The sequence below is a fragment of the Pseudomonas sp. RP-B7 genome (assembly GCF_059803535.1).
Map to the genome: position 1 here is coordinate 1 of NZ_JAPFHC010000045.1, position 24,666 is coordinate 24,666.

Sequence of the window (24,666 nt, forward strand, 5' to 3'; positions counted from 1 at the left end):
TGTTTACCAAGGAGTTTTCCGTTTCGACTGCGCCGGAAGTGGGGCGAATTATAGACATCCAGAATCTGCCGTCAACCTTTAATTTGGTTTTTCTATCAAACAACCCAAAACTGCCCTTCCCTCTCTATATAGAAGGAATCGCCCGCGCTGGCAGCGTGGAGGACTACCTGCAAGCCAACGGCATCCAGCCAAGGCGCCTCGCAGCCACTGGTTATGTCGAGACCCCGACCGCTGGCGGACAACAACAGCGCCGAGGGCCGCCCCCGCAATCGTCGCGCGGAGTTGATAGTGGAGTGCTGAGGCGCGGGGTTGTTTTTGGCGCGCAAGAACAGTGATCATCGCCCACCCCCGTATGTGAAGGAGCTGAGACCATGGAATTGACGCTGGAAGCTGTGGCGCTTTTTGCACTGAAACTGGTGCATGAGGAAGACGGCGGCAGCCCGGTTTTGCGCGACGACCCGGTGATGGTTGGCTATGACAGGGAGGTGTTTGGATTGTTGCTGCGCCAGGGGGATTTGGCGGGGATTTTGCTGAAGGTGGATGGATGTGTAGGGCAGGCGCTGGTTGCGGTGGGTGGGGCTGAGACAGTGTTGGGGCGGGAGCTGAAAAGATTAGCGACTGACGTGCAAAGCGTTCATCAGCTCGAGGAACTACCCCCGCCCCTATCCACCCTCAAGGATTACCTTAAAGACATCCAGTGAATCGGTGATCAACATACCGGCCAGATACACCATCAACACCGCCACACCGGCGTCCAGCCAGCGCCACACCACAGGAGTGCGAAACAGGTTGGTCAAACGCCGGCATCCCAACGCCAAGAATACGAACCACAGCAGTGATGCGGTCATGGCACCGGTCGCGAAGAGTGCTTGTTGGTTCAAGGGCTTTGCAGCGCCGATGGAGCCGATAAGCACGACGGTATCGAGCCAGGCGAATAGGCTGATTACCAAACCCGGTGTGTCGGGCGTTTACGGCGCTATTCAAGTCAATTGGCTGCTTGCGGAAAAGCTGGTTAGCACTTGCTCTGGATTCGGGTTGGCAAAGTAGATTAGCGAGCTTCTGGAGACCGGCCTTTGAGGCGCAAGGACCGCGTGGTGAGACTCCAAACTCACCGCAGATGCCGTCCATCAAATCTTGAGCCAACTCGCTGATCTGTCGTTCAAAGGTATCCACAGCCGCGAAAAAGTCGCTCCGTGTGAACTCAAAACCGATTCGCTTCGAAACATAACCACATTAGCCAGAGAATCCGGCATTTCCCGAACCTACCTCTACGGCCTGGCCGGAGGCGCCTCCCAAGATCCCTCTGTACACACCCTGATCAAACTCGCGAAAGCACTCCAGGTTTCGCCACTAAGGAACGCCCAGTGATCGACTTCAATAACAAAGGCTTCTTCAAACTCAAACAAAACAACGAATATGCCGAACGCGCATCGGCCTTGGTGCTGGACGGCGAAACAGTAATCGACGCGTACAAGTCCATGCGCGACGGCGTGGTCTTCACCAACAAACGCATCATCGCCGTGAACGTGCAGGGGATTACCGGCAGCAAAAAAGACTTCACGTCGCTGCCGTACAAAAATATCGTCGCCTACTCGGTGGAAACATCCGGGACGTTTGATCTGGATTCGGAGTTGGAGATTTACTTTTCGTCGTTGGGGAAAGTGAAGTTTGAATTCACGGGGAAGACTTCGATTGTTGAAATTTCCCGGTTGATTTCCAGGCATCTGCTGACCTGATCGGTGGGTAAAAAAAGACCTCGGCGCTCCAAGGTCTTTTTGCTGCCTACATCGTTAAACGGCTGTACCGGATCAAAATGTGGGAGCAACTTGGTGATCATAATGCAGCTCCAATGTTGCGTAATTCAGTTGAGGCCAACGCCAGACGAAATAAACGAAAATCGCAGTATTTGAAACAAAGCTAACTATTTCCGCCCCGTTCTACTCTCCCGAGACTCCGCGCCCCTCTTTAAACAGCTGCAATACCAGACCACCCCGCCCACCACCGCTCCCACAACCACCACCCCATTCCCCACCAACCAAAGCCCAAAATTCCGACTCTGATCCGCATCACTGTCATAAAACGGCCCAAAATACGCAGACACCGCCACCACTAACTCGTTAAACACCACAAGCGCTACAGCAACCACCAACACCACAAACCCAACCCCCTTAACCACCGTCATAAAACCCTCCAAAACCAAATCTCCGTGGAATCGTGATAACTCGAAAAAGTCCCCTCAATCGAAAAACCCATCTGAATACGCGGGTAGCTCAGCCAATCCGTCAACCGTCGCCCATTCCACAGGTCGATATGGTCACCACTACGATTTTGGGGTGCTGCCAACAATAGCGCACGCCGACTAAGCGGCTCAGATCGACGCCAGATCTACGCAGCGCCACGCCTAAATTGATCGCGCATTGATCGCTGAAATTTTTGGTGCCGTTGGTTCTGCACGAGGCTACATCGCCGAAAATTTCGGGGTGATTTTTCCATAGGGTGTTGAACGTCAGCATTTGGTATTTCCATCGCGTTTTTTCGCGCGGCCGTAACAAACACCTTGCATTCAAAGAGGGACGCAGACGGAAAACAGATCGGTCCTACTCGTGTGCAAGTTTTGCCTGAAGTCCAAAGCACACAGCCCCACCCACCCGCAGATGAGAGAACTCAAATACGTACTTTCAACGTCGCGACAAGCCAGCTGACTTTTCCCACGAAAACCATCGAACAACGCTTATTTCAGCCCCTCGCTTCCCCCCCGTAGCCTCACTCCCCCACACAAGGAAGTGAGCCAGCCATGTCAGAACGCGCCTACCCCATCACCGAAGAAGAACAACTCAAACGCCGCATCCTGACTCCGCAGCCGAAACGGATTCCCTATTCGCCGCCCATCGAATTGCTCGCCCCTCTCCCTCCTGCAAACCCTGCGCCCACCAAACCTCCCGGCTGCGTATTCCTCAAGCCCTGCCAACTGCCCGACGGGCTCATTCACTACAACGATCCATCCGGTTACGTCCCCCTTGAGCTGATCGAGGAATACGGCCACTTCAGCCTTTTGGGCGGCCGTGAGGTGGATGACCAGGGCACGGTGGCCTTGAGCAAAATCAGCGGCAGTGCATTGCCTGTCGGTTTGGGATCGTTGGCGTTACGTACGGCGGTTGTGGAGTCGGCAGCTGTTGCGGCTGGCACGGTAGCGAGTGGGTTGCTAGCGGGATTGGTCGGGCTGGCTTGGCCGGCGACGTTGGGCGACAGCGCGCTCTACACCGACGAGCAATTGCGTGCGATGCAACGGGCGCGTTCGCAGATGCGGTTGCATATCGAGCAGTTGGAGGATGGCACGCTCAAGGGCTATGGCTTTTACACTGGCCGTAACGCCGACTGGCAGATGATCGATGTGGTGCAGTTCCAAAGCCGTGGTGATCGGTTTGTGGCGGATTTGGGTGAGGGTGTGGAGCTGATCTGGATGCCTGCGGTTGATCCGGGGGACACCTTGGGCATTCCGGCTTTGGAGGCGGCGCCGCAAGCACCGGTGATCTGGATTTATCCGCCGACGCAGAAGGCTGCGCAGATTTTGGTGACCCCGGTTTATCCGCCGCAGTATCGGGATTTTATTCTGGTGTTCCCGGTGGAGTCGGGGGTTGGGCCGTTGTATGTGGTGGTTAATCAGCCTCGGAAGGGGATGAAAAACCCGGATTATGATTACTTTCCTGCACCAAAAACCGAGGACATCACTGGATTCCCTGGCTTGATAGAACAAAAAAGAAAGACACGAAAACGTAATGGCGGCGGCCTGCGAGAGCGTTGGAAGGACGCCAAAGGAAGGAGGATTTTTGAGTGGGACTCAGAACAAGGTGAACTGGAAGTATATCGATACAGCGACTTGGAGCATCTAGGCTCATTTGACCCCTACACCGGCGAACGACGGGGTCCAGCAAAAGACGAAAGACGCATAGAAAAATAACTGGAGACGTTGTTATGACAATGAAAATACGCCTGCAATGGTTCAACAAAACAACCGACAACTTGGAAGCAAGCGAACACTCAGCAGACTTTGAAGAAGAGGACAGCATCCTCAACGCGCTCGATTTAAACGAGGAGCCCCAGATATATGCAGGAGGGTTCGACGTACTACCTAGTTGGATAACGATTCTCCAGCCGTACTTCCAACACGTAATAGCGCCTGGCCTTTTCAACTACCAAATATCCTTCCGCTACCAAGGCGCCTGGCCACCACCCCCCAAGCAGCCCAAGACCCCATGAGGCCGACCATGAAAAAGCCCCTCCTCTACCGCTCCGTCAACACCCGTACTCATGGTGTGCGTCACGGCAGTTACTGCGCTTATCGGTACGAGCGAAACCCCAAATTCGATCAGCCCGCTATCACCCGCTTCACCGGGCCTCGACAGCTCCCACAGATGATTGGCGGTGCAATCATTTCCCGAGCCTGGCACAGGTCAAAGTGTGGGAGCTGGCTTGCCTGCGAAAGCGGGGGCTCAGCCAGCACTTATATCAGCTGACACGCCGTCTTTGCGGGCAAGCCCGCTCCCACAGGGGATCAATGCTGGGTCAGAATTCCAGGCGGGCACACAACCCACCCTGCTCCAAATTCCGCAACGCCAACCGACTGCCAATCTTGCCAACGATCATCTCCACAATCGCCAACCCCAACCCAGCGCCGTTGGCGTTCCCGCGGCTGTAGAACCGCTCGAACAATCGCCCTAATTCCGCCTCATCAATCCCCGGCCCCTGGTCCTCGACGCTCAGGCAATTGGCGCCAATCACCACCTTCACTTCGCTGCCGGCCGGGGAAAAATTCAGCGCATTGGTGACCAGGTTTTGCAATGCAATCGCCAGCGCGACAGGCTCGGTTTCCACCCAAACCTCTTCTTCGCCTTCCAGCACCAGTTCCACGCCTTTCTCCATGGCCAACGGCGTCAGTTCGGCCAGTTCTTCGCGCACCAACTCGGTCAGTTGCACACGGCTGCGCACCGGGTTGTTCAGTTGCGGTTCGATGCGCGCCATGGTCAGCAGTTGGCTGCCGATGCGGGTGGCGCGGTCGACGCCATTGACCAGAAACTCCAGGGCTTCACGGCGTTGCTCCGGGGTTTCGGCGCCTTGCGCGTTTTGTGCGTGGATGCGCAGGATCGCCAGGGGCGTGCGCAGTTCGTGGGCGGCGTCGGCGATGAAGCGGCGCTCGCGCTCCAATAGCTCGTCCACCTGGACCAGCAACCGGTTCAGCGCGGTTTGCATGGGTTCCAGGTCGCTGGGCAGTGGCGCTAAATGCAGCGGTTGCAAGGTATCGGTACTGCGTCCGCGAATCGACAGGGCCATGGCGCGCAGCGGTTTGAAGCCCCAACCGATAACCAGCCAGATCAACACCGCCAGCAGTGGTACACCGATCAACGTAGGCCAGAGGGTGTGGCGCATGATGCGCTGGATCACGTCCTGGCGAATGTCGTCACGCTCGCCCACCCAGATCAACAGCCCTTGCTGCGGGTCGGCGAGGAGGAAGGCGCACCAGTCGTTGCCGTTGTCCATCAGGTCATGGGAGCCGAGGGTCGCAGGCGGTATAGCCAGCACTGGCGCTTCGGCGGAGCGCACCAGCAGTTGGCCGTCGGTGCGCCAGATCTGGAAGGTCAGGCGGGTTTCATAGGGATGGGCCACGCCCTCCTCACCCACGCGGCTCATGGCCTGGTCAAACGCCTCGTACAAGCGCTGCCAGTCGGCTTCGCCGGGGTCGCGCTGGCGCAACACGCCTTGCAGCAGGCGCGCGCTTTGGGCGAGTTGGGCGTCGTAGACTTCTTCGATTTCGTGGTGGCTGTCGCGCAGCACCAGCCAGCTGATCAACGCGTCGCCGAGCAGGATCAGCACCAGCACGGGGATGAGGATGCGCGCACGAACCGAGGTCATGGTTTAAGCGCCAGCACATAACCGACACCGCGCACGGTGCGGATCAGCTCTGTGGATAACTTCTTGCGCAGATTATGGATCAGCACTTCCAGGGTATTGCTCTCGACCCGGTCCTGCCAGCCGTACAACGCGCGGGACAGGCGCTCGCGGGTCACCACTTTGCCGGGGCGCACCATCAGTTGGTGCAGCAGTTGGTATTCCATCGGCGTCACGATGACCTCCCCATCTTGATAGCGCACTTGCTGGGTGGCCGGGTCGAGGCTGACGCCGGCGTGTTCCAGCAACGGCTGCGCGCGCCCCAGGCTGCGGCGCAACAAGGCGCGTACGCGGGCCTTGAGCTCTTCGACGTCGAAAGGTTTGACCAGGTAGTCGTCGGCGCCGGCGTCCAGGCCGGCGATGCGTTCGGCGGTGCCGTCGCGGGCGGTGAGGATCAGCACCGGCAAGTCGTGTTGCTCGGCGCGCAGTTGCTGCAACAGATCAAGGCCGTCGAGGCGCGGCAGGCCGAGGTCGAGCAGCAATAGATCAAACGACTCCGTACGCAGCGCATGCAGGGCCGCGACGCCGTCTTGCAGCCAATCGAGGGTGTAGCCTTCGGCACCCAAGGCCACGCGAATCCCCTGGCCGAGGGCACGATCATCTTCGACAAGGAGTAGACGCATTACTAATTCTCTGTAGGAAACGGCGAAATCATGCCGGGTTTTCCAGGCACACCCTTGGCAAAGATGTTACGGCTCGTTGCCAACTAAGGTTGCACTAAGGTTGGTTTTGCACTGTGAAATCTCCCACCTCTGCTGAGAGCTTTTCCATGCGCAAAATTCTGTTGTTGTCCCTGATCCTCACCAGCCCCCTGGCCCTCGCCGGCCCGCAGTGCACCACCGCCGAACGCTCGCAATGGCAAGACCAGCAAGCCTTCCAGGACAAGCTCAAGGCCGACGGCTACCAGATCAGCAAATTCAAGGTCACCGACGGCAATTGCTACGAGATCTACGGTTTCGACAAGGACAAGCGCAAGGTCGAGATCTACCACGACCCGGTGACCGGCAAGGCCGTGAAGACTGAGATCAAAGGCTGATGCCAGGCGAATCCCTGCGCCTGTGGGACCCGTTGGTGCGGCTGTTTCACCTGTCGATCGCCGGGGTCTTTGTCGCCAATTACTTCTTTAACGAAGCGGGCGACGACTGGCACGTCTGGCTGGGCTACTACGCCATGGCCTGGCTGCTGGTGCGTTTGGTGTGGGGCTTCGTCGGGCCGCGCAGCGCACGCTGGGCGGACTTTTGGCCGACACCCAAACGGCTGAATGCCCACCTGCGTTCGCTGCTCAACCGCCGACCGCAACATCGCCTGGGTCATTCACCGATTGGCGCGCTGGTGATGCTGTTGATGTTGCTTGCCTTGCTCACCCTTGGCGTCAGCGGCTTCTTGATGCAGGAAGTCGATGCGCTGTGGGGCGCCGACTGGCCGCAACAAATCCACGAGACCGCGGCGAATGGGCTGCTGGGCCTGGTGTGTATGCATGTGTTGGCCGCGCTGTTAGAAAGTGCACTGGTACGCGACAACTTACCGTTATCCATGCTCACCGGTCGCAGGAAGCGCCTGCCGGATGAACGTGCGCAGTAATCCTTTTATCCACAGGTCTCCTATGCGCTGCGTCTTAATGATTTGCGGCCTGCTCGCGGTGTTTCTCGCCGCCTGGCAAAGCCATCCGCCCCATGTGCTGGCGCCGTTTGCCCAGGCCAGCCCGACGACCGCGAAAGTCGCGGCGGCCCCGCAGTACACCAGCCGGTTCGTGTCGACACAGTTGACGGATTTTGTGCACTCCTCCTCCGTCACTGCCCTGCCCGGCGGCGACTTGATGGCGGTGTGGTTCGCCGGTTCCCGCGAAGGCGCCGCCGATGTGCAGGTGCGTACCGCGCGCTTCGACGCCCACAGTGGCGAATGGGGCGCCGAGCAGGTACTGGCCACGCGGGAAAGCACCCGCGACGGCACCCAGCGCTATATCCGCAAACTCGGCAACCCGGTGATCGCCCTCGCGCCGGACAATCGTCTGTGGATGTTTTACGTGTCGGTGTCAGTCGGTGGCTGGGCCGCCAGTGCGATCAATGTGATGGTCTCGGATGACCTCGGCGCCAGCTGGTCGGCACCGAGGCAACTGGTGACCTCGCCGTTTTTCAATATCAGCACCTTGGTGCGTGCCGCGCCGGTGTTCCACGCCGACGGTTCCATTGGCCTGCCGGTGTACCACGAGTTCATGGGCAAGTTCGCCGAGTACCTGTACTTGAGCGCCGACGGTGCCGTGATCGACAAATTCCGCATCAGCCGGGGCAAGCACTCGCTGCAACCGACCATTGTGCCGCTGGACGGCCAGCGCGCCGTGGCGATGTTGCGTTACGCCGGCGACACTCACCATCGTGTGCTGGCCAGCCGCACCACCGACGCCGGGCAGACCTGGAGCGAGCCATACCCGCTGGAGCCGGCCAACCCGAATTCCTCGCTAGCGGCGGTGGGCACCGAAGACGATGGTTTGCTAGTGGCACTCAACGACCTGAAGGACGGCCGCTTCAAGCTCAGCCTCTACGGCACCGACGCCCAGCTCAGTCAGTGGCGCACCGTGGTGCAACTGGACCAGTCGCCGGACCCGCTGGGCCAGCCGTTCTCCCCCGACGCCTACAAAGAAATCATCGGCGAAGGCTTCCGCGCCTCCAGCGGCGCAAAACGCCTGCCCCTGGAACAACGTTTCCTGAGCAACCTGGATTACCGCGTGTGCAAACCCCGTGGCTGCGATTTCGAATACGAGTACCCGTATTTCAGCCGCAGCCCGGACGGCACCTACCACTTGGTGTACTCGTGGAATAACACCTTTATCAAACACGTCAGCTTCAACGAAGCCTGGCTGGCGGAGCGTCTGTGATGGTTTCCCTGTGGCAGGCCCATTTGAGTTTTGTGTTGCTGGGGTTTGTGGCGCTGTGCGCGCTGCGCTTCACCCAGCCGTGGCGGCCGTGGTTGCTGCCAGTGTTGGTGGCGACAAGTTTTATCCCGGTCAATGAACTGCCGTTGGCAGCGTATGTGCGCAGTTTTACCGATGATCTGGCGATCAGCACGCTGGTGTTGCTGGCGTGGGTTGCCTTGAGCCGATTGGGCTTGGTGCAGCCGCTTGCTCGCCCGCAGCGGGTGCAAATGTTGCTGGTGTTCTGTGTGTTGAGCTTGGTGCTGTACCCGGCGACGCTGGGGCTGACGTATGTCGATCCCTACCGTTGGGGGTTCAACCCGCGGCCGATGATTGCGCTGGTGGCCGTGGCGGCGCTGTTGATGTTGTGGCTGCGTAATGCGTTGGCCGTGTGGATGCTGGTGCTGGGCACTTTAGCGTTTGCACTGCGGCTGAAAGCGTCGGAGAACTACTGGGATTATCTGGTGGACCCACTCCTGGCGACCTACTGCGTCATCGCCGGGTTAATGCAATTCAAACTGTGGGAGCGGGCTTGCTCGCGAATGCGCAGTGTCAGTCACAGCAGCTCTAACTGACCCACCGCTTTCGCGAGCAAGCCCGCTCCCACATTTGTCTTGTGGTGTTTATTAGATTGAGTAGAGAGAGATGATGAGTGCGTTGCAATCACGCCGCCTGCGCTACGGCGTAGGCGCGATCGGCTTGGTGTTTGTGTTGCTGGCGGCGTTGCGGCTGGTGTTTGTGCTGGGTTTTTCCGGCCTGCCGTTAAACACTCCGCAGTTACTGGAAACCCTCGGCATCGGCCTGCGTTTCGACCTGCGCCTGGCGGTGTTGCTGCTACTGCCGCTGGCGGTGCTTGCGTGGTTGCCGCGCTGGAACCTCATCACCCTGCCCGCCCTGCGCTGGCTCGCGCGCGGTTATCTGGTGATGGCCCTGGCCGCGGTCGGCCTGGTCTACATCATCGACTTCGGCCACTACGCCTACCTGGGTGTACGTATCAACGCAACCGTGTTGCGCTACCTGCAAGACGCGCAGATTTCACAACAGATGGTGTGGGAAACCTACCCCGTGCTGCGGATAACTGCCTGCTGGCTGGCCGCCGTGGCGCTGTGGGTATGGGCGTTGGTGTGCCTGGAACGCCTGACCCTGGAGCGTCCAGCCCAGCCGATGGGCAAATGGGCAGTGGCGTCAGTCTCGGTGATCGGCGTGGTCGCCGTACTCTTGGCCCTACTCGGTCGCGTCGCCAATCTCAACCTGGAAAACCCGGTGCCCCTGCGCTGGAGCGATGCGTTCTTTTCCGGCAACAGCCAAGTCGCCGCCGTGGGCCTGAACCCGGTGCTGTTTTTGTACGACACCTTCAAGGTCGGGCAGTCGCAATTCGATGAAAAAAAGGTGCGCGAACACTATCCGCAAATCGCCGATTACCTGGGGGTCGATCAGCCCGACACCCAGCAACTGAATTTCATCCGCGAACAAGGCGTGCAGCCCTATCGACTGGCCGGCAAGCGCCCGCCCAATGTGGTGTTCGTGATGCTTGAATCCCTCGGCACCAGTGCTGTCGGCGCCTACGGCAACCCGCTGAACCCCACGCCGCACCTCGACAAGCTGGCCACGCAGAGCTGGTTCTTCAAACACTTCTACGTACCTGTCACCGGCACCGCCAAGACCGTGTGGGCCAGCATCAGCGGCGTGCCGGACGTGACCCGCCAGGAGACCGCCACGCGCAACCCGCTGATCACCCGGCAACACACGTTGATCAATGCGTTCGCGGGTTACCAGAAGTTCTACATGATCGGCGGCAATGCCGGCTGGGCGAACATCAACGCCCTGATCCGCCAAAGCATCGACGGCGTGCAGCTCTATGACGAAAGCCACTGGCGCTCGCCACGGGTGGATGTGTGGGGCATTTCCGACCTGGACCTGTTCAAGGAAAGCGACCAACTGCTGCGCGCCGTACCGGAGGCACAACCGTTCTTCGCCTACCTGCAAACTTCCGGCAATCATCGGCCATTCACCATCCCCAAACACAACGATGGGTTCCAGGTCGCCGAGGTGACTCTGGAGCAAGTCCAGGCCGCCGGGTCGCGCAGCGTCGAGCAATACAACGCGGTGCGCCTGCTGGACTACAACATCGGCCGCCTGATGGAGATCGCCAAGGCCGGCGGCTGGTACGACAACAGCATCTTTGTGTTCTTCGGCGACCACAACACGCGCATCAGCCAGATCCCACACATGGCGCCGGCCTTCGAACAGCTCGGTTTGGAGAGCAATAACGTGCCGCTGCTGATCCACGCCCCCGGCCTGGCGCCACGGGTGATCGAAGACGCGGTGGGGCTGGCGGACCTGTTGCCGACCGTGGCGGGTATGGCGGGCATGCCGTTTCGCAATGGTGCCCTGGGCCGCGATATCCAGCAGCCGGCGCCCGAAGGCGAACGCGTGGTGCCGCTGGTGTTGCGTGAAGGCAGCTTCCCGATTATCGGCGGCGTAACCCAACATTTCCTGTTGCAGATGCAGCACGACGGCAGCTCGCCGACCCTGCATGACCTGGCCTCACAAACCCCGCGAGACGACGTGGCCGCGCAGCATCCGCAGGAATTCCAGCGCTTGCAGGGGCTCACGCGCGGGCTGCATGAGAGTGCGCGGTGGATGCTGTTCCGGAATGTGCGCGAGTGATTATCGGGGCTGGAAGGTTTCGAGGTAGGCCAGGATGTTGTCGATCTTCTCCTGGTCGCTGATACCCCAGAAGATCATCCGTGTGCCGCTCACCACCTTCTTCGGCGCCTCGATATAGGCGGCGAGTTTGTCGCGGGTCCAGACCACGCCGGAGTTTTTCATCGCGTCGGAGTACTGGTAGTCGTCCGTGGTACCGGCGGGACGGCCAATGATGCCATTGAGCTGCGGCCCAAACCCGCCCCGCGCGCCTTCGCCAACGCTGTGGCAACCGCCGCAGGTCTTGGTGAACAGCTTGCCGCCCGCCTCGGCATCGCCGGCCGCGAAGGCGGGGCTGGCGCTGAGGGTCAGGGCGAGGGTGATCAAGGCGTACTTCATGGCAGGCTCCATCAGGTGTAGCGGGCGATTATGCCTGTTTGTCAGGAACGCATGCCCATCCAGATCACGGCTTCGGTCCACGCCGTGACCACCGGCGTCAACCCACGGAACCACGGGTCACGCTGATCAATCTGCGCCGCCGAGTGGTCGTGGTGGTGCTGTTCTTCCTCGACAATCGAGGCAATCGCCGCTACGGCCTGCGGGTCGATGTCGTGCAAGCTGTGCAGTTGATGGGCCAGGTGGCGCAACACCACGCTTTCCACGGCAACGGTGGTGGCAACGATCGCCTTGCGTCCGCACAGGCCAGTGATCAACCCCAGCACCAGGCCACCCAGCCCGCACAACCAATAGCTGCGGCAGCGGCGGTAACCGCGGCGTTGCAGTTCAGCCCTGAACACCTCGCGATGACGCCGTTCGTGGGACAGGAATTCTTGCAACTCGGCCACCATGCCCGGGACCAACAACCGGGCCATGAACAGTTGGCCGCTGTAGATGCAAATCGCGCCATGCTCACCGGCATGGTCGACTTTGATCATGCGGTTGCCCAGATCCGGATCATTCACGGTTGACTGCCTTGCGCGAGTGGCCTTGAGGTGCGCGAGTATCCTGCAACGGCATTCTCATGACCACCCATCACTTCGAACACATCCAATCGAACCTATCCAGTCGTGCTCTACTCCACGTTAATGAACCCTGATGGTGGAGTAAGGATCATGGCTCAGCCATCGATTTTAGTGTTGGAAGACGACGAGATCATTCGCTCGTTAATGGTGGATGTGCTAGAGGAATTCGGGGCGCTGGTGACGTCGTTTCCTTCGGCGGATGAAGGAATGATTTACCTGGAACGAGGCGACGAACCGGTGGACCTGATTGTCAGTGATGTTCAGATGCCGGGGTTGCTCAATGGCTATGACTTGAGCCGGGTGGTGGCCCACCGCTGGCCGAACGTGCCGGTGCTGCTGACGTCCGGTAATACCAAACTGGCGGCGCAATTGGGGGGCTCGGTGCGTTTTTTGCCCAAACCATGGAGCACTGAACACCTGCTGGAGTCGGTGCAAACCGCACTGACCGGGCACGGATCGTCCGTGCACTGATAGCTTCACGACATTACTTAAACCGAACTTCGCGGCAAATAGTGCAGTCATTAATGAGGCATGGAGCGACTTTTCTGATCCGCTGGTCAGCCTATTCGCCTTGTGCGGACAGTTATCGGCTCTGAGGTGTGTAGAATCGTCGCCCATTTCCACGCGTCATTCATGGCCGACAGGCCCACAGTTCGAGCTAGCTGAATGCACTCAAAGGCCCATGACGTTGGTCCGCCCACCTTGCTGGAAGCGTTGCGCACAGGCACTGCCCAGCTGCACGTAGCGCTGGAACAGCGCCTGCCGTTTTTCTCTGAACGCCTGGATGCCCATTGGTATGGGCGCTTGCTCCAGGCGTACTACGGCTTTTATCGGCCCATCGAAGCCTCACTGTATGACAACGCCTTGATTCCTGAAGGCTTCGACTCGGCAATGCGTCTGAAAACACCGACGCTGGTGGACGACCTGCACGCGCTGGGCCTGGACAACCTCGCCATCGACGCCCTCCCCCGCTGCGCCGAACTCCCGGTCTGCGATACCGCCGCCGCCTGTCTAGGCGCCTTGTATGTGCTCGAAGGCGCAACCTTGGGCGGCCAGGTACTGCGCCGGGAAATGGCCCAGCGCCTGGGCCTGGATGCCGACAACGGTGGCGCGTTTCTCAATGTATACGGCGCCGAGACCGGTCGACGCTGGAAGGATTTCCTCGATTACCTGGGCCGCCTGCCGCTGGACGCTGACGCCAAACAGCGCGCGGTGGATGCAGCCCGTTCGACATTCAGCTGCTTTGAGCAATGGCTCGACAGCCAGGAGGTACTGCTATGAAACCCGACGATTTTGAAAAGCTGCTTGCCAACTGTGCCGACGAGCCCATTCGCTTCCCGGGGGCGATCCAGCCCCACGGCGTGCTGCTGACCTTGTCCGAACCGGGCCTGGAAATCATCCAGGTCAGCGCCAACATCGGCACGTTGTTCGGCCATGCGCCCGAGGCGCTGCTGGGCCAGCCGCTGCACACGCTGATTGGCAGCGAGCAAGCCCAGGCTGTTGCAGCCATGGCCGCAAACAACACGTTTTTCGATGCGCCACCGCTGCACGTCACGTTCAACGGTGCGGAATTCGAGGGCTTGTTGCATCGCCATCAGAACGTGTTGGTGCTGGAGTTCGAACCGCTGCTCAGGGATTTCCACCCACGGGCGCTGAACGGTCGCACCAGTGACCTGGGCAAGATGCTGCAGCGTTTGCAGTCGGCGAAAACCCTGCAGGCGCTGTACGAAATCAGCGTGAATGAAATTCAGGCCATGACCGGTTACGACCGTGTGCTGATCTACCGTTTCGAAGAAGAAGGCCATGGCCAGGTCATCGCCGAAGCATCAGCGCCGTCCATGGAGCTTTTCAACGGGTTGTTCTTCCCCGCGTCCGACATCCCAGAGCAGGCCCGTGAGCTGTATCGCACCAACTGGCTACGCATCATCCCGAACGCAGCCTACGAACCCGTGCCACTGCTGCCCAAGCTGCGCCCGGACACCGGCCAACCGCTGGATCTGAGCTTCGCCACCCTGCGCAGCGTGTCGCCGATTCACTGCCAATACATGCAGAACATGGGTGTATTGTCGTCCATGAGCATCTCGCTGATGAAGGGCGACAAGCTCTGGGGCCTGATCAGTTGCGGCAACCGCGCGCCGCTGCTGGTGCCGAACGACCTGCGTACCGCCTGCCAGACCATCGGCCAGGTGCTGTCGTTGCAGATCAGCGCCATGGAAGCCCTCGACCTGAACCGCCAACGCGAAGAAAAGGTCGAGGCCCTGGCCCTGCTGGATCAAGCGATGAAGGCGTCCCACGAAAACGTCTTCGACGGCCTGGCCCAGCAAGCCCAAGTGCTGATGAACCTGACCCTGTCCGGCGGCGTGGCGATCATCGAAGACAAGCAACTGCACCGCTACGGCAATTGCCCGGAACCGGGGCAGATCCGTGCGCTGCACAAGTGGCTGCAACAAGGCGGCGAGCCGGTGTTTTCCAGCCACAACCTGGCCTCGGTGTACCCACCGGCCGTCGACTTCCAACAAGTCGCCAGCGGCGTGTTGGCCATGAGCCTGCCTAAGCCGGTGGACAACGGCGTGCTGTGGTTCCGCCCGGAAGTGAAAGAGAACATCAATTGGAGTGGCGACCCGAAAAAGCCGCTGGCCCTGGAAAACTCCGACGCAGGCCTGCGCCTTCGCCCACGCACCTCGTTTGAAATCTGGAAAGTGGAAATGGCCGGCATCTCCACCAAATGGAGCCATGGCGACCGCTTCGCCGCCAACGACCTGCGCCGGTCCGCCCTGGAAAACGACCTGGCGCGCCAGGTGCTGCGCGAGCAACAAGCGGTGCGCGCACGTGATGAACTGGTGGCGGTGGTGTCCCACGACCTGCGCAACCCGATGACTGTCATCTCGATGCTCTGCGGCATGATGCAAAAGGCCTTCAGCTCCGATGGCCCACACACCTCGCGGCGGATTTCCTCGGCCATCGACACCATGCAACAGGCCGCCGGGCGCATGAACGTGTTGCTGGAGGACCTGCTCGACACCTCTAAAATCGAGGCCGGGCGTTATGTGGTCAAGCCGGTGTCGCTGGACGTCAGCCAGATCTTTGAGGAGGCCTATTCGCTGCTGGCGCCGCTGGCGATGGAGAAAGGCATCGACCTGTCGTTCAATGCCGAGCCCGGCCTGCAGATCAATGCGGACCCGGAGCGCCTGTTCCAGGTGCTGTCGAACCTGATCGGCAATGCCATCAAGTTCACCCCGCGCCAGGGCAATATCGGTATCAGCGCCATGAGCAACGGTGAAGAGATCGTGTTTTCGGTACGTGACAGCGGTGAAGGCATTGCGCCGGAGCAACTGCCCCACGTGTTTGATCGCTATTGGACAAAGACTGAAAACAATCCCACCGGCAGCGGGCTGGGGCTGTACATCACCCAAGGCATCATCCAGGCCCACGGCGGCAAAATTGTTGCTGAAAGCGAGGTGGGGCGTGGCAGCGAGTTCCGCTTTACGGTGCCCAAGGTACTTGGCGATTCGCATACCTGAATCTCGCAACGTTTTGAGATGAGGCGTTTATAGGTTTCCCGTCACACGCTCTGTAAGGTCGGCTCGCGTCGCAGTGCCCATGATGCAGCGCGGCGTGCCCCAACCATTCAGAGGAAAACGCCATGGATATTTTTTTCGGTTCTAGCGCAACGTTCATACACAACATTCTGCCGGCCACTTCCACACAGGCAAAAACCACAGCCCCCCGACAACCGCCGCCCACTCCGGACGCCAGCGTTGATTTCAGCGGTAGCAGAAACCGGCAAGACAACCGGAGCTCTGGCAGCATCGACAGCCTGGGCGGCGGAAGAATCATCTGACGCGTTGAGTCAGGGGGCGGTTTAAATACCGTCCTCTGGGTCGCTTCGACAAAATGCTGACATCCACTGCGTTAATCTGAATATCGTCCTTGAACAGAGCCGTCATACCCATGCGTCAACCTGCTGTCCTCGCTGGCCCGCTTCTACGGCGGCTGGAACCCCACCGCCTGGTGTTCTGGCTGGTGGGCAGTCGTGAACTGGCGCTGACCCTCAAACTGCACGTTGCCGGGCAGGCCCGTCTGGTCACCCTGGACCAGGGCCAGTGCCAGGTCGTGCCGGTCGGGCGCCACGCGTTCATCCACCTGATCGACGTGCCGCTGGATGACGCGCTGCCCGAGGATGTAGAGATTGGTTATGACCTGCTGATCGACGGTCACGGCATCGCCGATTGGGCGCCGCACCTGCTCTATGCCAATGCCCACGGCCCGACGTTCGTGTTGCACAGTCGCATCCGGCAACTGGTGCACGGCTCCTGCCGCAAACCCCATCACCGTGCCGACGAAGGCTTGTTGTGTGTCGACCGCCTGCTGGCGGGGGCCCCCACCCCGACAGAACGTCCGGCCTTGCTGATGATGAGCGGCGACCAGATCTACGCAGACGATGTCGCCGGGCCGATGCTGCGGGCGATTCATGCCTTGGTCGAGCGCCTGGGCCTGTTCGACGAATCCCTTGAAGGTGCGGTGGTGGACGACAGCGCCAGCCTCTATGGGCATCGCGCCAGCTATTACCATCGTGCCGACCTGCTGCCCGCGCTGGAGAGCAACGAAACCCTGCGCGAACGCTTTTTTGGTGGGGCGAAGAAACCGATTTTCACCAGCAGCACCGCCGACAATCACTTGGTGACCTTTGCCGAAGTGATCGCGATGTACCTGCTGGTATGGTCGCCCACGCCGTGGACACTGATCGCGCCGCAACCGCCGCAGTTGAGTGCGGACGAACAACGGCGGTACGCCCGGGAACAGGTGCAGATCGAACGGTTCCGCGATGGCCTGCCGGGTGTCGCGCGGGTGTTTGCGCACCTGTCCACACTGATGATCTTTGACGACCATGACATCACCGACGACTGGAACCTCAGCGCCCAATGGGAAGAAACCGCCTACGGCCACCCGTTTTCCAAACGCATCATCGGCAACGCGCTGCTCGCCTATCTGCTCTGTCAGGGATGGGGTAACCAGCCGCAGGTGTTCGGTGATCTGCTGAGCCAGACCCAAACGCTCACCGCCCACGCCCTGGACAATTGTCTCGATGCGACCAAACAGGATGAATTGCTCGAAACCCTGCTGACATTCCAGCACTGGCACTACGTGCTGCCCACCACTCCGGCCCTGGTGGTGCTCGACACCCGCACCCGGCGCTGGCGCAGCGAGTTCACCCTCAAGCAACCCTCCGGCCTGCTGGACTGGGAAGCCTTGAGCGAACTGCAACAGGCACTGCTCGACCACCCCTCGGCCATCATCGTCTCGCCCGCACCGATCTTCGGCGTCAAGCTGATCGAAACCGTGCAAAAGGTCTTCAGCTGGTGCGGTTACCCGCTGCTGGTGGACGCGGAAAACTGGATGGCCCATCGCGGCGCCGCCCAGGTGATCCTCAATATCTTCCGTCACTCCCGCACGCCGGGTAACTACGTGATCCTCTCCGGCGACGTGCATTACTCGTTCGTCTACGAAGTGCTGATCCGCCACCGCAACGCCGGCCCGAAAATCTGGCAGATCACCAGCAGCGGCATCAAGAACGAATTCCCGCCGCGCCTGCTGGAATGGTTCGACCGCCTCAACCGCTGGCTCTACTCACCGCGCTCCCCGCTCAACTGGTTTACCCGTCGACGCACCATGCAAGTGGTGCCGCACATCCCCGAACACGCCGAAGCGGGCGAACGGCTATGGAATTCGGCAGGGATCGGCCAGGTGTTTTTCAACGAACAGGGCCAGCCTGAAGCAATCTACCAGCACAACGCCGATGGGACGCCGCAGACGCGGATGGTGGCGCCGCAGTAATCCCCTAACGCCACGCGACTGCAGCCGCCTATTCAAAGCCCACAACCTGCGATGTACAGTAGCCCCCAGCCAGCCCATGCAGGAAGCGCGCAAATGGACGATAGATCCAGCAACAAGCCGTTAAAGAACGACTTTTCCGACCTCACCACCGACATGCTGCATGCGGTCATGGAACTGGTCAGCGACGGGGTCTGGGATTGGAACGCCAATACCGGTTTCGTGTACCGCAGCCCTGGCTGGTACGAGATGCTCGGCTACCCCCGCCACTCCCTGGAGAACAGCGTGCTCACCTGGGAAACCGTGATCCACCCCGAGGACTTCCCTCGCGTGATGGCGGCGTTTGATGACTACATCAGCCAGCGCACAGCCCTTTACCAAACCGAATACCGCTGCCGCAAAGAAGACGGCAGCTACCTTTGGGTCGAGGATCGTGGCTACGTGATCGCGCGTAACCCTGACGGCTCGGTGGCGCGCATGGTGGGGGCGCACCGTGATATTCATCTGCGCAAATGTTCCAGCGAAACCGGTGAACAGGCGCCGGGGAGCTGAGGTGGGAAAAGCGCTGCGACTGGCTCCCCGCTGGCAGTGGCGGGGGAGCTTGCTCCCTCGCCACAGGTTATTGCCTACCTGACTGGCGGCGCGTATTGAATCCCGCCGTTGTTCCACAACGCATTCAACCCACGCTTGATCTTCAGCACGCTGCCCTGGCCAATGTTGCGCTCAAACACCTCGCCGTAGTTGCCCACCTGCTTGACGATCTGCACCACCCAATCCTTGCGCAGTTTCAGGTCCTTGCCGTACTCACCGTCTACGCCGAGCAAACGCGCCACATCCGGGTTCTTGGTGGTCTTGGCCTGCTCTTCGACGTTCTGCGAGGTGATGCCCATTTCCTCGGCATTGAGCATGGCAAACAGGGTCCACTTGACGATGCTGAACCACTCGTCATCGCCCTTGCGCACCAGCGGGCCCAGGGGTTCCTTGGAGATGATTTCCGGCAGCACCACAAATTCGTCCGGGTGGGCCATCTTGATGCGCTGGGCGTACAGGCCCGACTGGTCGGTGGTCAGCACGTCGCAACGGCCGGCTTCCAGGCCCTTGGCGCTTTCATCGGCGGTGTCGAAGGTGATCGGCGTGTACTTCAGGCCGTGGGTGCGAAAGTAGTCGGAGACATTGAGTTCGGTGGTGGTGCCGGCCTGGATACACACCGTCGCGCCGTCCAGTTGCTTGGCGCTGGTGACGCCCAGCTTGTTGTTCACCAGAAAGCCGATGCCGTCGTAGTAGGTCACGCCGGTGAACACCAGGCCCATGCCCGAATCCCGCGAACTGGTCCAGGTGGTGTTGCGCGAGATCAGGTCGATTTCGCCGGACTGCAACGCAGTGAAACGCTCCTTGGCGGTCAACTGGCTGAACTTCACTTTCGACGCATCACCAAACACCGCCGCCGCGACGGCGTGGCACACGTCCACATCGATGCCGGTCATCTTGCCGTTGCTGTCCGGCACACCAAAGCCTGGCAAGCCGTCGCTGACACCGCACTGGATAAAGCCTTTCTTCTGGATCGCATCAAGGGTCACGCCCGCCTGGGCGGTGCCGGCCAGGCCCAGTACAGCGCCGGCAACAAGTGCGGCCAAGGTGGTTTTGAATGGGGTCATGCAAGGCTCTCCCTGTCGTTTTTTTATTCGGCGCCGCATATCCCGCGCCGGTTTATAGTGCTGGCGGGCAGTATCAACGGCTTTGCGCCGCTGCCACAAACGACCTTTAGGCAAAGGCTCCTTCCGATTTGGAATGAACTGCATGATTTCAAAACGCTTGACCCCCTCGATGACCGCCCTGCAGTGCTTCGAAGCCGCTGCCCGCCACCTGAGTTTCACCCGCGCCGCCGAAGAGCTGCACCTGACCCAGAGTGCCGTGAGCAAGCAAGTGGCGCAGTTGGAGGAAATGCTCTGCCACAACCTCTTCGAACGGGTGCGCCAGCGCTTGTACCTGTCGCCGGCGGGCTCGCTGTACCTGGCCGAAGTGCGCAAGATCCTCACGCAGGTGGACATTTCCAGCCGCTACATCCTCACCTACGGTGGCGAGACCGAAGTGCTGCGCATCGCCACCCAACCGACCTTCGGTGACCGCTGGCTGGTGCCCAAGCTCAAGGACTTCGCGGCGCGCCACCCCAATATCCACCTTGACGTGCGCAACGAACTGGAACCCTTCGATGTGCTGCAGGCCAAGGCCGACATCGCGTTTTTCTTCGGCCAGGGCTCGTGGCCGGGGGCGACCTGCATCGAGTTGTTTCGTGAAGCGGTGGTACCGGTGTGTGCACCGGGGTTCGTCGCCGAGGGCAGCGACGCCTCGTCGCTCCATACCTTGCTGCAATGCACCTCGCGCCCGGAGGCCTGGCACGAATGGTTCCTGGAACAGGGCCTGCACTCGCAGAACAGCTACCACGGGCCGCGTTTCGACACCTTCTACATGTGCATCCGTGCCGCGCAGTCGGGCTACGGCGTAGCGCTGGTGCCACAGTATCTGGTGGCCGAAGAGCTGGCCAATGGCAGTTTGATGATTGCGTGGCAGTACGCGATGCCCAGCGCTGGCGCGCACTTTATCGCCCACGCCGAACATGCCGGGGAGATTCCCAAGGTAAAGGCCTTTCTCAGCTGGATAGTCGAGGTAGCAAAGCAACGTGCTCCAACTGGATAGGCACCGCTGCACGCCCTAGCGGCAGCAAGCGCCCTCGCCACGGCACATCCCGAATTTTAATAATGACCCGGCGACTTTATTTCGTTTGCGACAAGGCCCGGCGCACGGCTTAGATAAAAAGGTGCCCTCCATTGCCGAGTCCCAGATTCATGAGCCGCGAAACCATCAGCCAGTCGATTTCCATCGTTCACCCCATCAGCCTCAGCCACGGCAGGAACGCCGAGGTCTGGGACACCACGGGCAAACGGTATATCGATTTTGTCGGCGGCATCGGCGTACTCAACCTCGGCCATTGCCACCCCGGTGTGGTCGCAGCGATTCGCGAACAGGCGACAAAGTTGACCCACTACGCGTTCAACGCCGCGCCCCACGCGCCCTACATTGAACTGATGACGCGTCTGAGCGCGTTTATCCCAGTGGATTACCCGGTCAGCGGCATGCTCACCAACAGTGGCGCGGAAGCTGCGGAAAACGCCTTGAAGATCGTGCGCGGCGCCACTGGCCGCACGGCGGTGATCGCGTTTGACGGCGCGTTCCACGGCCGTACCCTGGCCACGCTCAACCTCAATGGCAAGGTAGCGCCCTACAAGCAAAAGGTCGGCGTACTACCCGGCCCTGTGTACCACTTGCCTTATCCAAGCCCCGATAACGACGTGTCCTGCGCCGAGGCCTTGAAGGCCATGGACCGCCTGTTCAGCGTGGAAATCGACGTCAACGACGTGGCCTGCTTCATCATCGAGCCGGTGCAGGGCGAAGGCGGTTTCCTGGCCCTGGACAGTGAGTTCGCCCAAGCCTTGCGGCAGTTTTGCGATGAAAAGAACATCCTGCTGATCGCCGATGAAATCCAGTCCGGCTTCGGCCGCACCGGCCAGCGCTTCGCCTTTTCGCGCCTGGGTATTGAGCCGGACCTGATCCTGCTGGGCAAAAGCATCGCCGGTGGCGTACCGCTGGGTGCGGTGGTCGGGCGCAAGGCGCTGCTCGACAACCTGCCCAAAGGCGGATTGGGCGGCACCTATTCCGGCAACCCGATTGCCTGCGCAGCAGCGTTGGCCACGCTGGATGCGATGAGCGATGCGCACTTGAACACGTGGGGCGCGCAGCAGGAAGAAGCCATCGTCAGCCGCTACAACGCCTGGCGTGCACAAGGCCTGTCGCCCTACCTCGGCCGCCTGACCGGCGTCGGCGCCATGCGCGGCATCGAGTTGGCCCACGCCGACGGCACGCCGGCGCCCCAGCAACTCACGCAATTGCTCGGTCTGGCGCGGGATTCAGGCTTGCTGCTGATGCCCAGCGGCAAGTCGCGGCACATCATCCGCTTGCTCGCACCGCTGACGATCGAGCCTGCGGTGCTGGAGGAAGGCCTGGATATTTTGCAGCGCTGCCTGGCGCAGTTGGTCTGATTGCGTCACCTCTGAGCGGGCCGCCCCTCCGAACTGCTGTCAAAGTGCTATACCGTTGTTCTCAGCAGAGAACTCCAGGGTCACATTTTGCGCAGTCATCCCCATATGGAACCGGAGCGGGCCTTGAATACGGGTGCCCTGACGGCCCGCGAACAAGCGGTATTGCGATTGATCAGCATGGGCATGGATTGCCAGGCGGTAGCCCTGCACCTGGCCATCAGCCCACTGACCGCGCGTAAACACCGCAGCAATATCCTGGCGAAAACCGGGCTCAAGTCTGCGGTTCAACTCGCCACCTTTGCCGTCGAATGGGAATTCCACCCCGGCCGTCGGCGGCTGGCCCTTGCACCACCGTTGACACGCCGTGAACGGGAAATTGCCGAATACATCGCCGCCGGGCAAACCAGCAAGCAAATTGCAAAAAACCTGGGCATCAGTGACCTCACCGTGCGCAAACACCGGGAAAACCTCTACCGTAAACTCGGCATCCAGCGCATGGCGCAACTGGTCCTCTACTGCCTGCAACACCCGCTCTAGACCGCCATGCCCGCGTAAAACCTACGCCATCGGCAGTATTGCGCTGCACGCGGCTGGACTCCAATGTTGTGATTCATCCCCCTTTGCAAGGAACATCGGGCAAGTGACACAGCAACCTTCAGCACCGCCCTTTTTGTGACGCACTATCCCGATCTATCACGGAGACAAGGAATGTCACGTCAAAAAACCCTGCGTGCCGGGCCACAGACCTTTGCCCCGCACACCTGGCCAGCAACGCCTGTGCTTGAACTGTCGCCGCTTGAACAAGAGCGCCGACGCATTTCCCACGAACTGCACGACCAACCGCTGCAAACCCTGGCATGGGCGCAACTGCGCCTGGCGGAGTTGAATCGCCACGAGGGCAGCGCCCATATCCGACCGATGATCGAGGACATACGGCGCCTGATTCGTGACGTGAGCCAACAACTGCGCCAAGTGATCGACGGCCTCGTGCGCCCCCCCGCGGGCGGCTTGCGCCTGGATGACGCGCTGCGTACCAGCGTGCGCGAAATGCACCAGCGCTTCACCGGTTCGCCATCGATTCTGCTCAACCTTCAGGGGCCACACCTGCCGCTTGCGCCACCGCTGATGGCCGCCGTGTTGCGTGCCGTCCAGGAGTTACTGGCCAACCTGCGCAAACACAGCGAGGCGAGCCAGGCGTTCCTGAGTTCTTCGTGCCTTCAGCGCTGCGTTGAAGTGGTGCTGGCCGATTGTGGCCGTGGCTTTGACCCGACGCTGATAGACCCCTCCCGCGGCTTGGCGAGCATCCGCCAACGCCTGGAAGCGGTCGGTGCCAGGCTAATGATCGACTCGCGCCCTGGCTTTGGCACATGCGCCCGTGTGGTGATCCCAGTGGCCCCAGCACATCACCGGCGTTTCAGGGTACCTGCGCCGTGAGCGGCGCCCCATTGCGGGTGCTGCTGGTTGACGATCACCAACTGTTTCGCCAGGGCCTGGCCGCCTTGCTCGCCGCCGAGGCGGACATGCACGTTGTCGGCCAGGCAGAAAATGGCCTGCAGGCGTTGTCGCAGATTGACCTGCTGCGCCCCGAGTTGGTGGTGCTGGATATGGAGATGCCGCTGCTCAACGGTATCGACACGTTGCTTCGCGCCCGCCAGGCCTACCCCGCGGTACGTTGTCTGTGCGTTTCCGCCCATGGTGAACTGCGCAAGATTGCCCTGGCGCTGGAGTCGGGGGCCTGCGGTTACCTGCTCAAGGACTGCGCCGCCGAAGAACTGCTCAAGGCCTTGCGCAGTGTGGCCGGCGGGCGCATCTACCTGTCACCGGAGGTGGCCACCGAGATGGTCGCCCATCAACACCCCAGCCAACGCACCGGGGTCGCCGGAGCCCCCTTGAGCCCGCGCGAAAAACAGATCCTGCAGTTGCTGGTGGAAGGCTGCACCACGCGGGTGATTGCCGAACGCATGCACATCAGCAGCAAGACCGTGAGCACCCACCGCGAGCACATCATGAGCAAGCTCAACGTCAAAGGCATCGCCCAACTGACCCGTTATGCGCTACGCGAAGGCCTGGTCTGACGGCGAGCATCGGTACTTGTACCGATCCGAAAATCAGCATTGCGGAACACGTAAATCAGCATCCGGCACAGTGCCTCGAACGCCCGCGATGACGAATATGGCCTCCGGCTATCAATGCCCTTCACCTTTTGCATTGATGGCCTTCG

General features: G+C 60.6%; 28 protein-coding genes and 1 pseudogene. 21 read left to right on the forward strand and 8 right to left on the reverse strand.

The window, feature by feature from the left end; genetic code table 11:
- The coding region (locus OPU96_RS26805; RefSeq protein ID WP_498560007.1) for an OmpA family protein at positions 1-335 on the forward strand (335 nt) is incomplete at its 5' end.
- 36 nt (positions 336-371) lie between these two features.
- Positions 372-701, forward strand: a complete 330-nt coding sequence (locus OPU96_RS26810) for a hypothetical protein (protein ID WP_498560008.1) — start codon at positions 372-374, stop codon at positions 699-701.
- Here OPU96_RS26810 and OPU96_RS26815 read toward each other — a convergent pair.
- Entirely contained in the window at positions 663-950 is a 288-nt protein-coding gene (locus OPU96_RS26815; protein WP_498560009.1) for a LysE/ArgO family amino acid transporter, read from the reverse strand. The two genes, OPU96_RS26810 and OPU96_RS26815, sit on opposite strands and share 39 nt — an antisense overlap.
- Before the next feature lie 184 nt (positions 951-1,134).
- Here OPU96_RS26815 and OPU96_RS26820 point away from each other — a divergent pair, with 184 nt between their 5' ends.
- Together OPU96_RS26820 and OPU96_RS26825 are read left to right on the forward strand one after the other, a co-directional pair.
- On the forward strand, positions 1,135-1,368 hold the full coding sequence (locus OPU96_RS26820; RefSeq protein ID WP_305391490.1) for a helix-turn-helix domain-containing protein: 234 nt from the start codon (positions 1,135-1,137) through the stop codon (positions 1,366-1,368).
- On the forward strand, positions 1,365-1,736 hold the full coding sequence (locus tag OPU96_RS26825; RefSeq protein WP_226457297.1) for a PH domain-containing protein: 372 nt from the start codon (positions 1,365-1,367) through the stop codon (positions 1,734-1,736). The genes OPU96_RS26820 and OPU96_RS26825 overlap by 4 nt, the downstream gene beginning before the upstream one ends.
- A 442-nt stretch (positions 1,737-2,178) precedes the next feature.
- Here OPU96_RS26825 and OPU96_RS26830 read toward each other — a convergent pair whose 3' ends face one another.
- Together OPU96_RS26830 and OPU96_RS26835 are read right to left on the reverse strand one after the other, a co-directional pair.
- Positions 2,179-2,346, reverse strand: a complete 168-nt coding sequence (locus OPU96_RS26830; protein WP_498560010.1) for a T6SS effector amidase Tae4 family protein — start codon at positions 2,344-2,346, stop codon at positions 2,179-2,181.
- Positions 2,283-2,513 carry a hypothetical protein gene (locus tag OPU96_RS26835; RefSeq protein ID WP_498560028.1) on the reverse strand — a complete coding sequence of 77 codons (231 nt, stop codon included), beginning with the start codon at positions 2,511-2,513 and terminating at the stop codon, positions 2,283-2,285. The genes OPU96_RS26830 and OPU96_RS26835 overlap by 64 nt, the downstream gene beginning before the upstream one ends.
- A 281-nt stretch (positions 2,514-2,794) precedes the next feature.
- Here OPU96_RS26835 and OPU96_RS26840 point away from each other — a divergent pair, with 281 nt between their 5' ends.
- A complete protein-coding gene (locus OPU96_RS26840) occupies positions 2,795-3,958 on the forward strand; it encodes an S-type pyocin domain-containing protein (protein ID WP_498560011.1) in 1,164 nt (387 codons plus the stop codon).
- A gap of 14 nt (positions 3,959-3,972) precedes the next feature.
- Positions 3,973-4,257 carry a colicin E3-like toxin immunity protein gene (locus tag OPU96_RS26845; protein ID WP_192300552.1) on the forward strand — a complete coding sequence of 95 codons (285 nt, stop codon included), beginning with the start codon at positions 3,973-3,975 and terminating at the stop codon, positions 4,255-4,257.
- A gap of 306 nt (positions 4,258-4,563) precedes the next feature.
- On the opposite strand, the gene OPU96_RS26850 is transcribed toward OPU96_RS26845, so the two are convergent.
- The gene (locus OPU96_RS26850; RefSeq protein ID WP_498560012.1) at positions 4,564-5,907 is read right to left on the reverse strand and encodes a sensor histidine kinase; all 1,344 of its coding nucleotides are present in this window, start codon (positions 5,905-5,907) and stop codon (positions 4,564-4,566) included.
- Positions 5,904-6,566 carry a response regulator gene (locus OPU96_RS26855; RefSeq protein WP_226457293.1) on the reverse strand — a complete coding sequence of 221 codons (663 nt, stop codon included), beginning with the start codon at positions 6,564-6,566 and terminating at the stop codon, positions 5,904-5,906. The genes OPU96_RS26850 and OPU96_RS26855 overlap by 4 nt, the downstream gene beginning before the upstream one ends.
- Positions 6,567-6,712: 146 nt before the next feature.
- On the opposite strand from OPU96_RS26855, the gene OPU96_RS26860 reads away from it, so the two are divergent.
- The 5 genes from OPU96_RS26860 to OPU96_RS26880 all read left to right on the forward strand — a co-directional run bounded on the left by OPU96_RS26860 (position 6,713) and on the right by OPU96_RS26880 (position 11,521).
- The gene (locus OPU96_RS26860) at positions 6,713-6,979 is read left to right on the forward strand and encodes a PepSY domain-containing protein (RefSeq protein WP_192300555.1); all 267 of its coding nucleotides are present in this window, start codon (positions 6,713-6,715) and stop codon (positions 6,977-6,979) included.
- Positions 6,979-7,524, forward strand: a complete 546-nt coding sequence (locus tag OPU96_RS26865) for a cytochrome b/b6 domain-containing protein (protein WP_498560013.1) — start codon at positions 6,979-6,981, stop codon at positions 7,522-7,524. The genes OPU96_RS26860 and OPU96_RS26865 overlap by 1 nt, the downstream gene beginning before the upstream one ends.
- Before the next feature lie 22 nt (positions 7,525-7,546).
- The gene (locus OPU96_RS26870; RefSeq protein ID WP_498560014.1) at positions 7,547-8,815 is read left to right on the forward strand and encodes a sialidase family protein; all 1,269 of its coding nucleotides are present in this window, start codon (positions 7,547-7,549) and stop codon (positions 8,813-8,815) included.
- A complete protein-coding gene (locus OPU96_RS26875; protein WP_498560015.1) occupies positions 8,815-9,426 on the forward strand; it encodes a hypothetical protein in 612 nt (203 codons plus the stop codon). Before OPU96_RS26870 ends, OPU96_RS26875 begins: the two co-directional genes overlap by 1 nt.
- 73 nt (positions 9,427-9,499) lie before the next feature.
- Positions 9,500-11,521 (forward strand): LTA synthase family protein, encoded by a 2,022-nt coding sequence (locus tag OPU96_RS26880; protein WP_498560016.1) that lies wholly within the window; start codon positions 9,500-9,502, stop codon positions 11,519-11,521.
- Here the strand turns inward: OPU96_RS26880 and OPU96_RS26885 are convergent, their stop codons facing one another.
- The gene (locus OPU96_RS26885) at positions 11,522-11,896 is read right to left on the reverse strand and encodes a c-type cytochrome (protein WP_192300560.1); all 375 of its coding nucleotides are present in this window, start codon (positions 11,894-11,896) and stop codon (positions 11,522-11,524) included. It lies immediately after the preceding gene.
- A 41-nt stretch (positions 11,897-11,937) separates the two neighbouring features.
- On the reverse strand, positions 11,938-12,459 hold the full coding sequence (locus tag OPU96_RS26890) for a demethoxyubiquinone hydroxylase family protein (protein WP_226457288.1): 522 nt from the start codon (positions 12,457-12,459) through the stop codon (positions 11,938-11,940).
- A gap of 150 nt (positions 12,460-12,609) precedes the next feature.
- Here OPU96_RS26890 and OPU96_RS26895 point away from each other — a divergent pair, with 150 nt between their 5' ends.
- From OPU96_RS26895 to OPU96_RS26915, 5 genes and pseudogenes are all read left to right on the forward strand, one after another.
- Positions 12,610-12,990, forward strand: coding sequence for a response regulator (locus OPU96_RS26895; RefSeq protein WP_226457287.1), 381 nt, complete (start codon positions 12,610-12,612; stop codon positions 12,988-12,990).
- A gap of 195 nt (positions 12,991-13,185) precedes the next feature.
- Positions 13,186-13,800, forward strand: coding sequence for a biliverdin-producing heme oxygenase (locus OPU96_RS26900; protein ID WP_226457286.1), 615 nt, complete (start codon positions 13,186-13,188; stop codon positions 13,798-13,800).
- The gene (locus OPU96_RS26905; protein WP_226457285.1) at positions 13,797-16,040 is read left to right on the forward strand and encodes an ATP-binding protein; all 2,244 of its coding nucleotides are present in this window, start codon (positions 13,797-13,799) and stop codon (positions 16,038-16,040) included. The genes OPU96_RS26900 and OPU96_RS26905 overlap by 4 nt, the downstream gene beginning before the upstream one ends.
- Positions 16,041-16,470: 430 nt before the next feature.
- Positions 16,471-18,354: an alkaline phosphatase D family protein gene (locus tag OPU96_RS26910; protein ID WP_498560017.1), complete on the forward strand. Its 1,884-nt coding sequence runs from the start codon at positions 16,471-16,473 to the stop codon at positions 18,352-18,354.
- Positions 18,355-18,447: 93 nt separating this feature from the next.
- Positions 18,448-18,876, forward strand: a pseudogene (locus OPU96_RS26915) (PAS domain-containing protein); the annotation flags it as partial.
- Between the two features lie 101 nt (positions 18,877-18,977).
- Here OPU96_RS26915 and OPU96_RS26920 read toward each other — a convergent pair.
- Positions 18,978-20,006, reverse strand: a complete 1,029-nt coding sequence (locus tag OPU96_RS26920; protein ID WP_192300568.1) for an amino acid ABC transporter substrate-binding protein — start codon at positions 20,004-20,006, stop codon at positions 18,978-18,980.
- Positions 20,007-20,148: 142 nt separating this feature from the next.
- Between OPU96_RS26920 and OPU96_RS26925 the strand changes: the two genes are divergently transcribed.
- The 5 genes from OPU96_RS26925 (at position 20,149) to OPU96_RS26945 (ending at position 24,520) form a co-directional block, all read left to right on the forward strand.
- The gene (locus OPU96_RS26925; RefSeq protein ID WP_498560018.1) at positions 20,149-21,045 is read left to right on the forward strand and encodes a LysR substrate-binding domain-containing protein; all 897 of its coding nucleotides are present in this window, start codon (positions 20,149-20,151) and stop codon (positions 21,043-21,045) included.
- Between the two features lie 149 nt (positions 21,046-21,194).
- Positions 21,195-22,445 carry a 2-aminoadipate transaminase gene (locus OPU96_RS26930; RefSeq protein WP_226457282.1) on the forward strand — a complete coding sequence of 417 codons (1,251 nt, stop codon included), beginning with the start codon at positions 21,195-21,197 and terminating at the stop codon, positions 22,443-22,445.
- 123 nt (positions 22,446-22,568) lie between these two features.
- On the forward strand, positions 22,569-22,982 hold the full coding sequence (locus tag OPU96_RS26935; RefSeq protein ID WP_192300571.1) for a helix-turn-helix transcriptional regulator: 414 nt from the start codon (positions 22,569-22,571) through the stop codon (positions 22,980-22,982).
- A 171-nt stretch (positions 22,983-23,153) separates the two neighbouring features.
- Positions 23,154-23,879 (forward strand): sensor histidine kinase, encoded by a 726-nt coding sequence (locus OPU96_RS26940; protein WP_498560019.1) that lies wholly within the window; start codon positions 23,154-23,156, stop codon positions 23,877-23,879.
- On the forward strand, positions 23,876-24,520 hold the full coding sequence (locus OPU96_RS26945; protein WP_226457280.1) for a response regulator: 645 nt from the start codon (positions 23,876-23,878) through the stop codon (positions 24,518-24,520). The genes OPU96_RS26940 and OPU96_RS26945 overlap by 4 nt, the downstream gene beginning before the upstream one ends.
- Positions 24,521-24,666: the final 146 nt, after the last annotated feature.

Coding starts and splice junctions, on each gene's coding strand:
- OPU96_RS26810 (WP_498560008.1), top strand. CDS start 372: ATGGAATTGACGCTGGAAGCTGTGGCGCTTTTTGCACTGAAACTGGTG.
- OPU96_RS26835 (WP_498560028.1), bottom strand. CDS start 2,513: ATGCTGACGTTCAACACCCTATGGAAAAATCACCCCGAAATTTTCGGC.
- OPU96_RS26840 (WP_498560011.1), top strand. CDS start 2,795: ATGTCAGAACGCGCCTACCCCATCACCGAAGAAGAACAACTCAAACGC.
- OPU96_RS26845 (WP_192300552.1), top strand. CDS start 3,973: ATGACAATGAAAATACGCCTGCAATGGTTCAACAAAACAACCGACAAC.
- OPU96_RS26850 (WP_498560012.1), bottom strand. CDS start 5,907: ATGACCTCGGTTCGTGCGCGCATCCTCATCCCCGTGCTGGTGCTGATC.
- OPU96_RS26855 (WP_226457293.1), bottom strand. CDS start 6,566: ATGCGTCTACTCCTTGTCGAAGATGATCGTGCCCTCGGCCAGGGGATT.
- OPU96_RS26860 (WP_192300555.1), top strand. CDS start 6,713: ATGCGCAAAATTCTGTTGTTGTCCCTGATCCTCACCAGCCCCCTGGCC.
- OPU96_RS26865 (WP_498560013.1), top strand. CDS start 6,979: ATGCCAGGCGAATCCCTGCGCCTGTGGGACCCGTTGGTGCGGCTGTTT.
- OPU96_RS26870 (WP_498560014.1), top strand. CDS start 7,547: ATGCGCTGCGTCTTAATGATTTGCGGCCTGCTCGCGGTGTTTCTCGCC.
- OPU96_RS26875 (WP_498560015.1), top strand. CDS start 8,815: ATGGTTTCCCTGTGGCAGGCCCATTTGAGTTTTGTGTTGCTGGGGTTT.
- OPU96_RS26880 (WP_498560016.1), top strand. CDS start 9,500: ATGAGTGCGTTGCAATCACGCCGCCTGCGCTACGGCGTAGGCGCGATC.
- OPU96_RS26885 (WP_192300560.1), bottom strand. CDS start 11,896: ATGAAGTACGCCTTGATCACCCTCGCCCTGACCCTCAGCGCCAGCCCC.
- OPU96_RS26895 (WP_226457287.1), top strand. CDS start 12,610: ATGGCTCAGCCATCGATTTTAGTGTTGGAAGACGACGAGATCATTCGC.
- OPU96_RS26900 (WP_226457286.1), top strand. CDS start 13,186: ATGCACTCAAAGGCCCATGACGTTGGTCCGCCCACCTTGCTGGAAGCG.
- OPU96_RS26905 (WP_226457285.1), top strand. CDS start 13,797: ATGAAACCCGACGATTTTGAAAAGCTGCTTGCCAACTGTGCCGACGAG.
- OPU96_RS26910 (WP_498560017.1), top strand. CDS start 16,471: ATGCGTCAACCTGCTGTCCTCGCTGGCCCGCTTCTACGGCGGCTGGAA.
- OPU96_RS26920 (WP_192300568.1), bottom strand. CDS start 20,006: ATGACCCCATTCAAAACCACCTTGGCCGCACTTGTTGCCGGCGCTGTA.
- OPU96_RS26925 (WP_498560018.1), top strand. CDS start 20,149: ATGATTTCAAAACGCTTGACCCCCTCGATGACCGCCCTGCAGTGCTTC.
- OPU96_RS26930 (WP_226457282.1), top strand. CDS start 21,195: ATGAGCCGCGAAACCATCAGCCAGTCGATTTCCATCGTTCACCCCATC.
- OPU96_RS26940 (WP_498560019.1), top strand. CDS start 23,154: ATGTCACGTCAAAAAACCCTGCGTGCCGGGCCACAGACCTTTGCCCCG.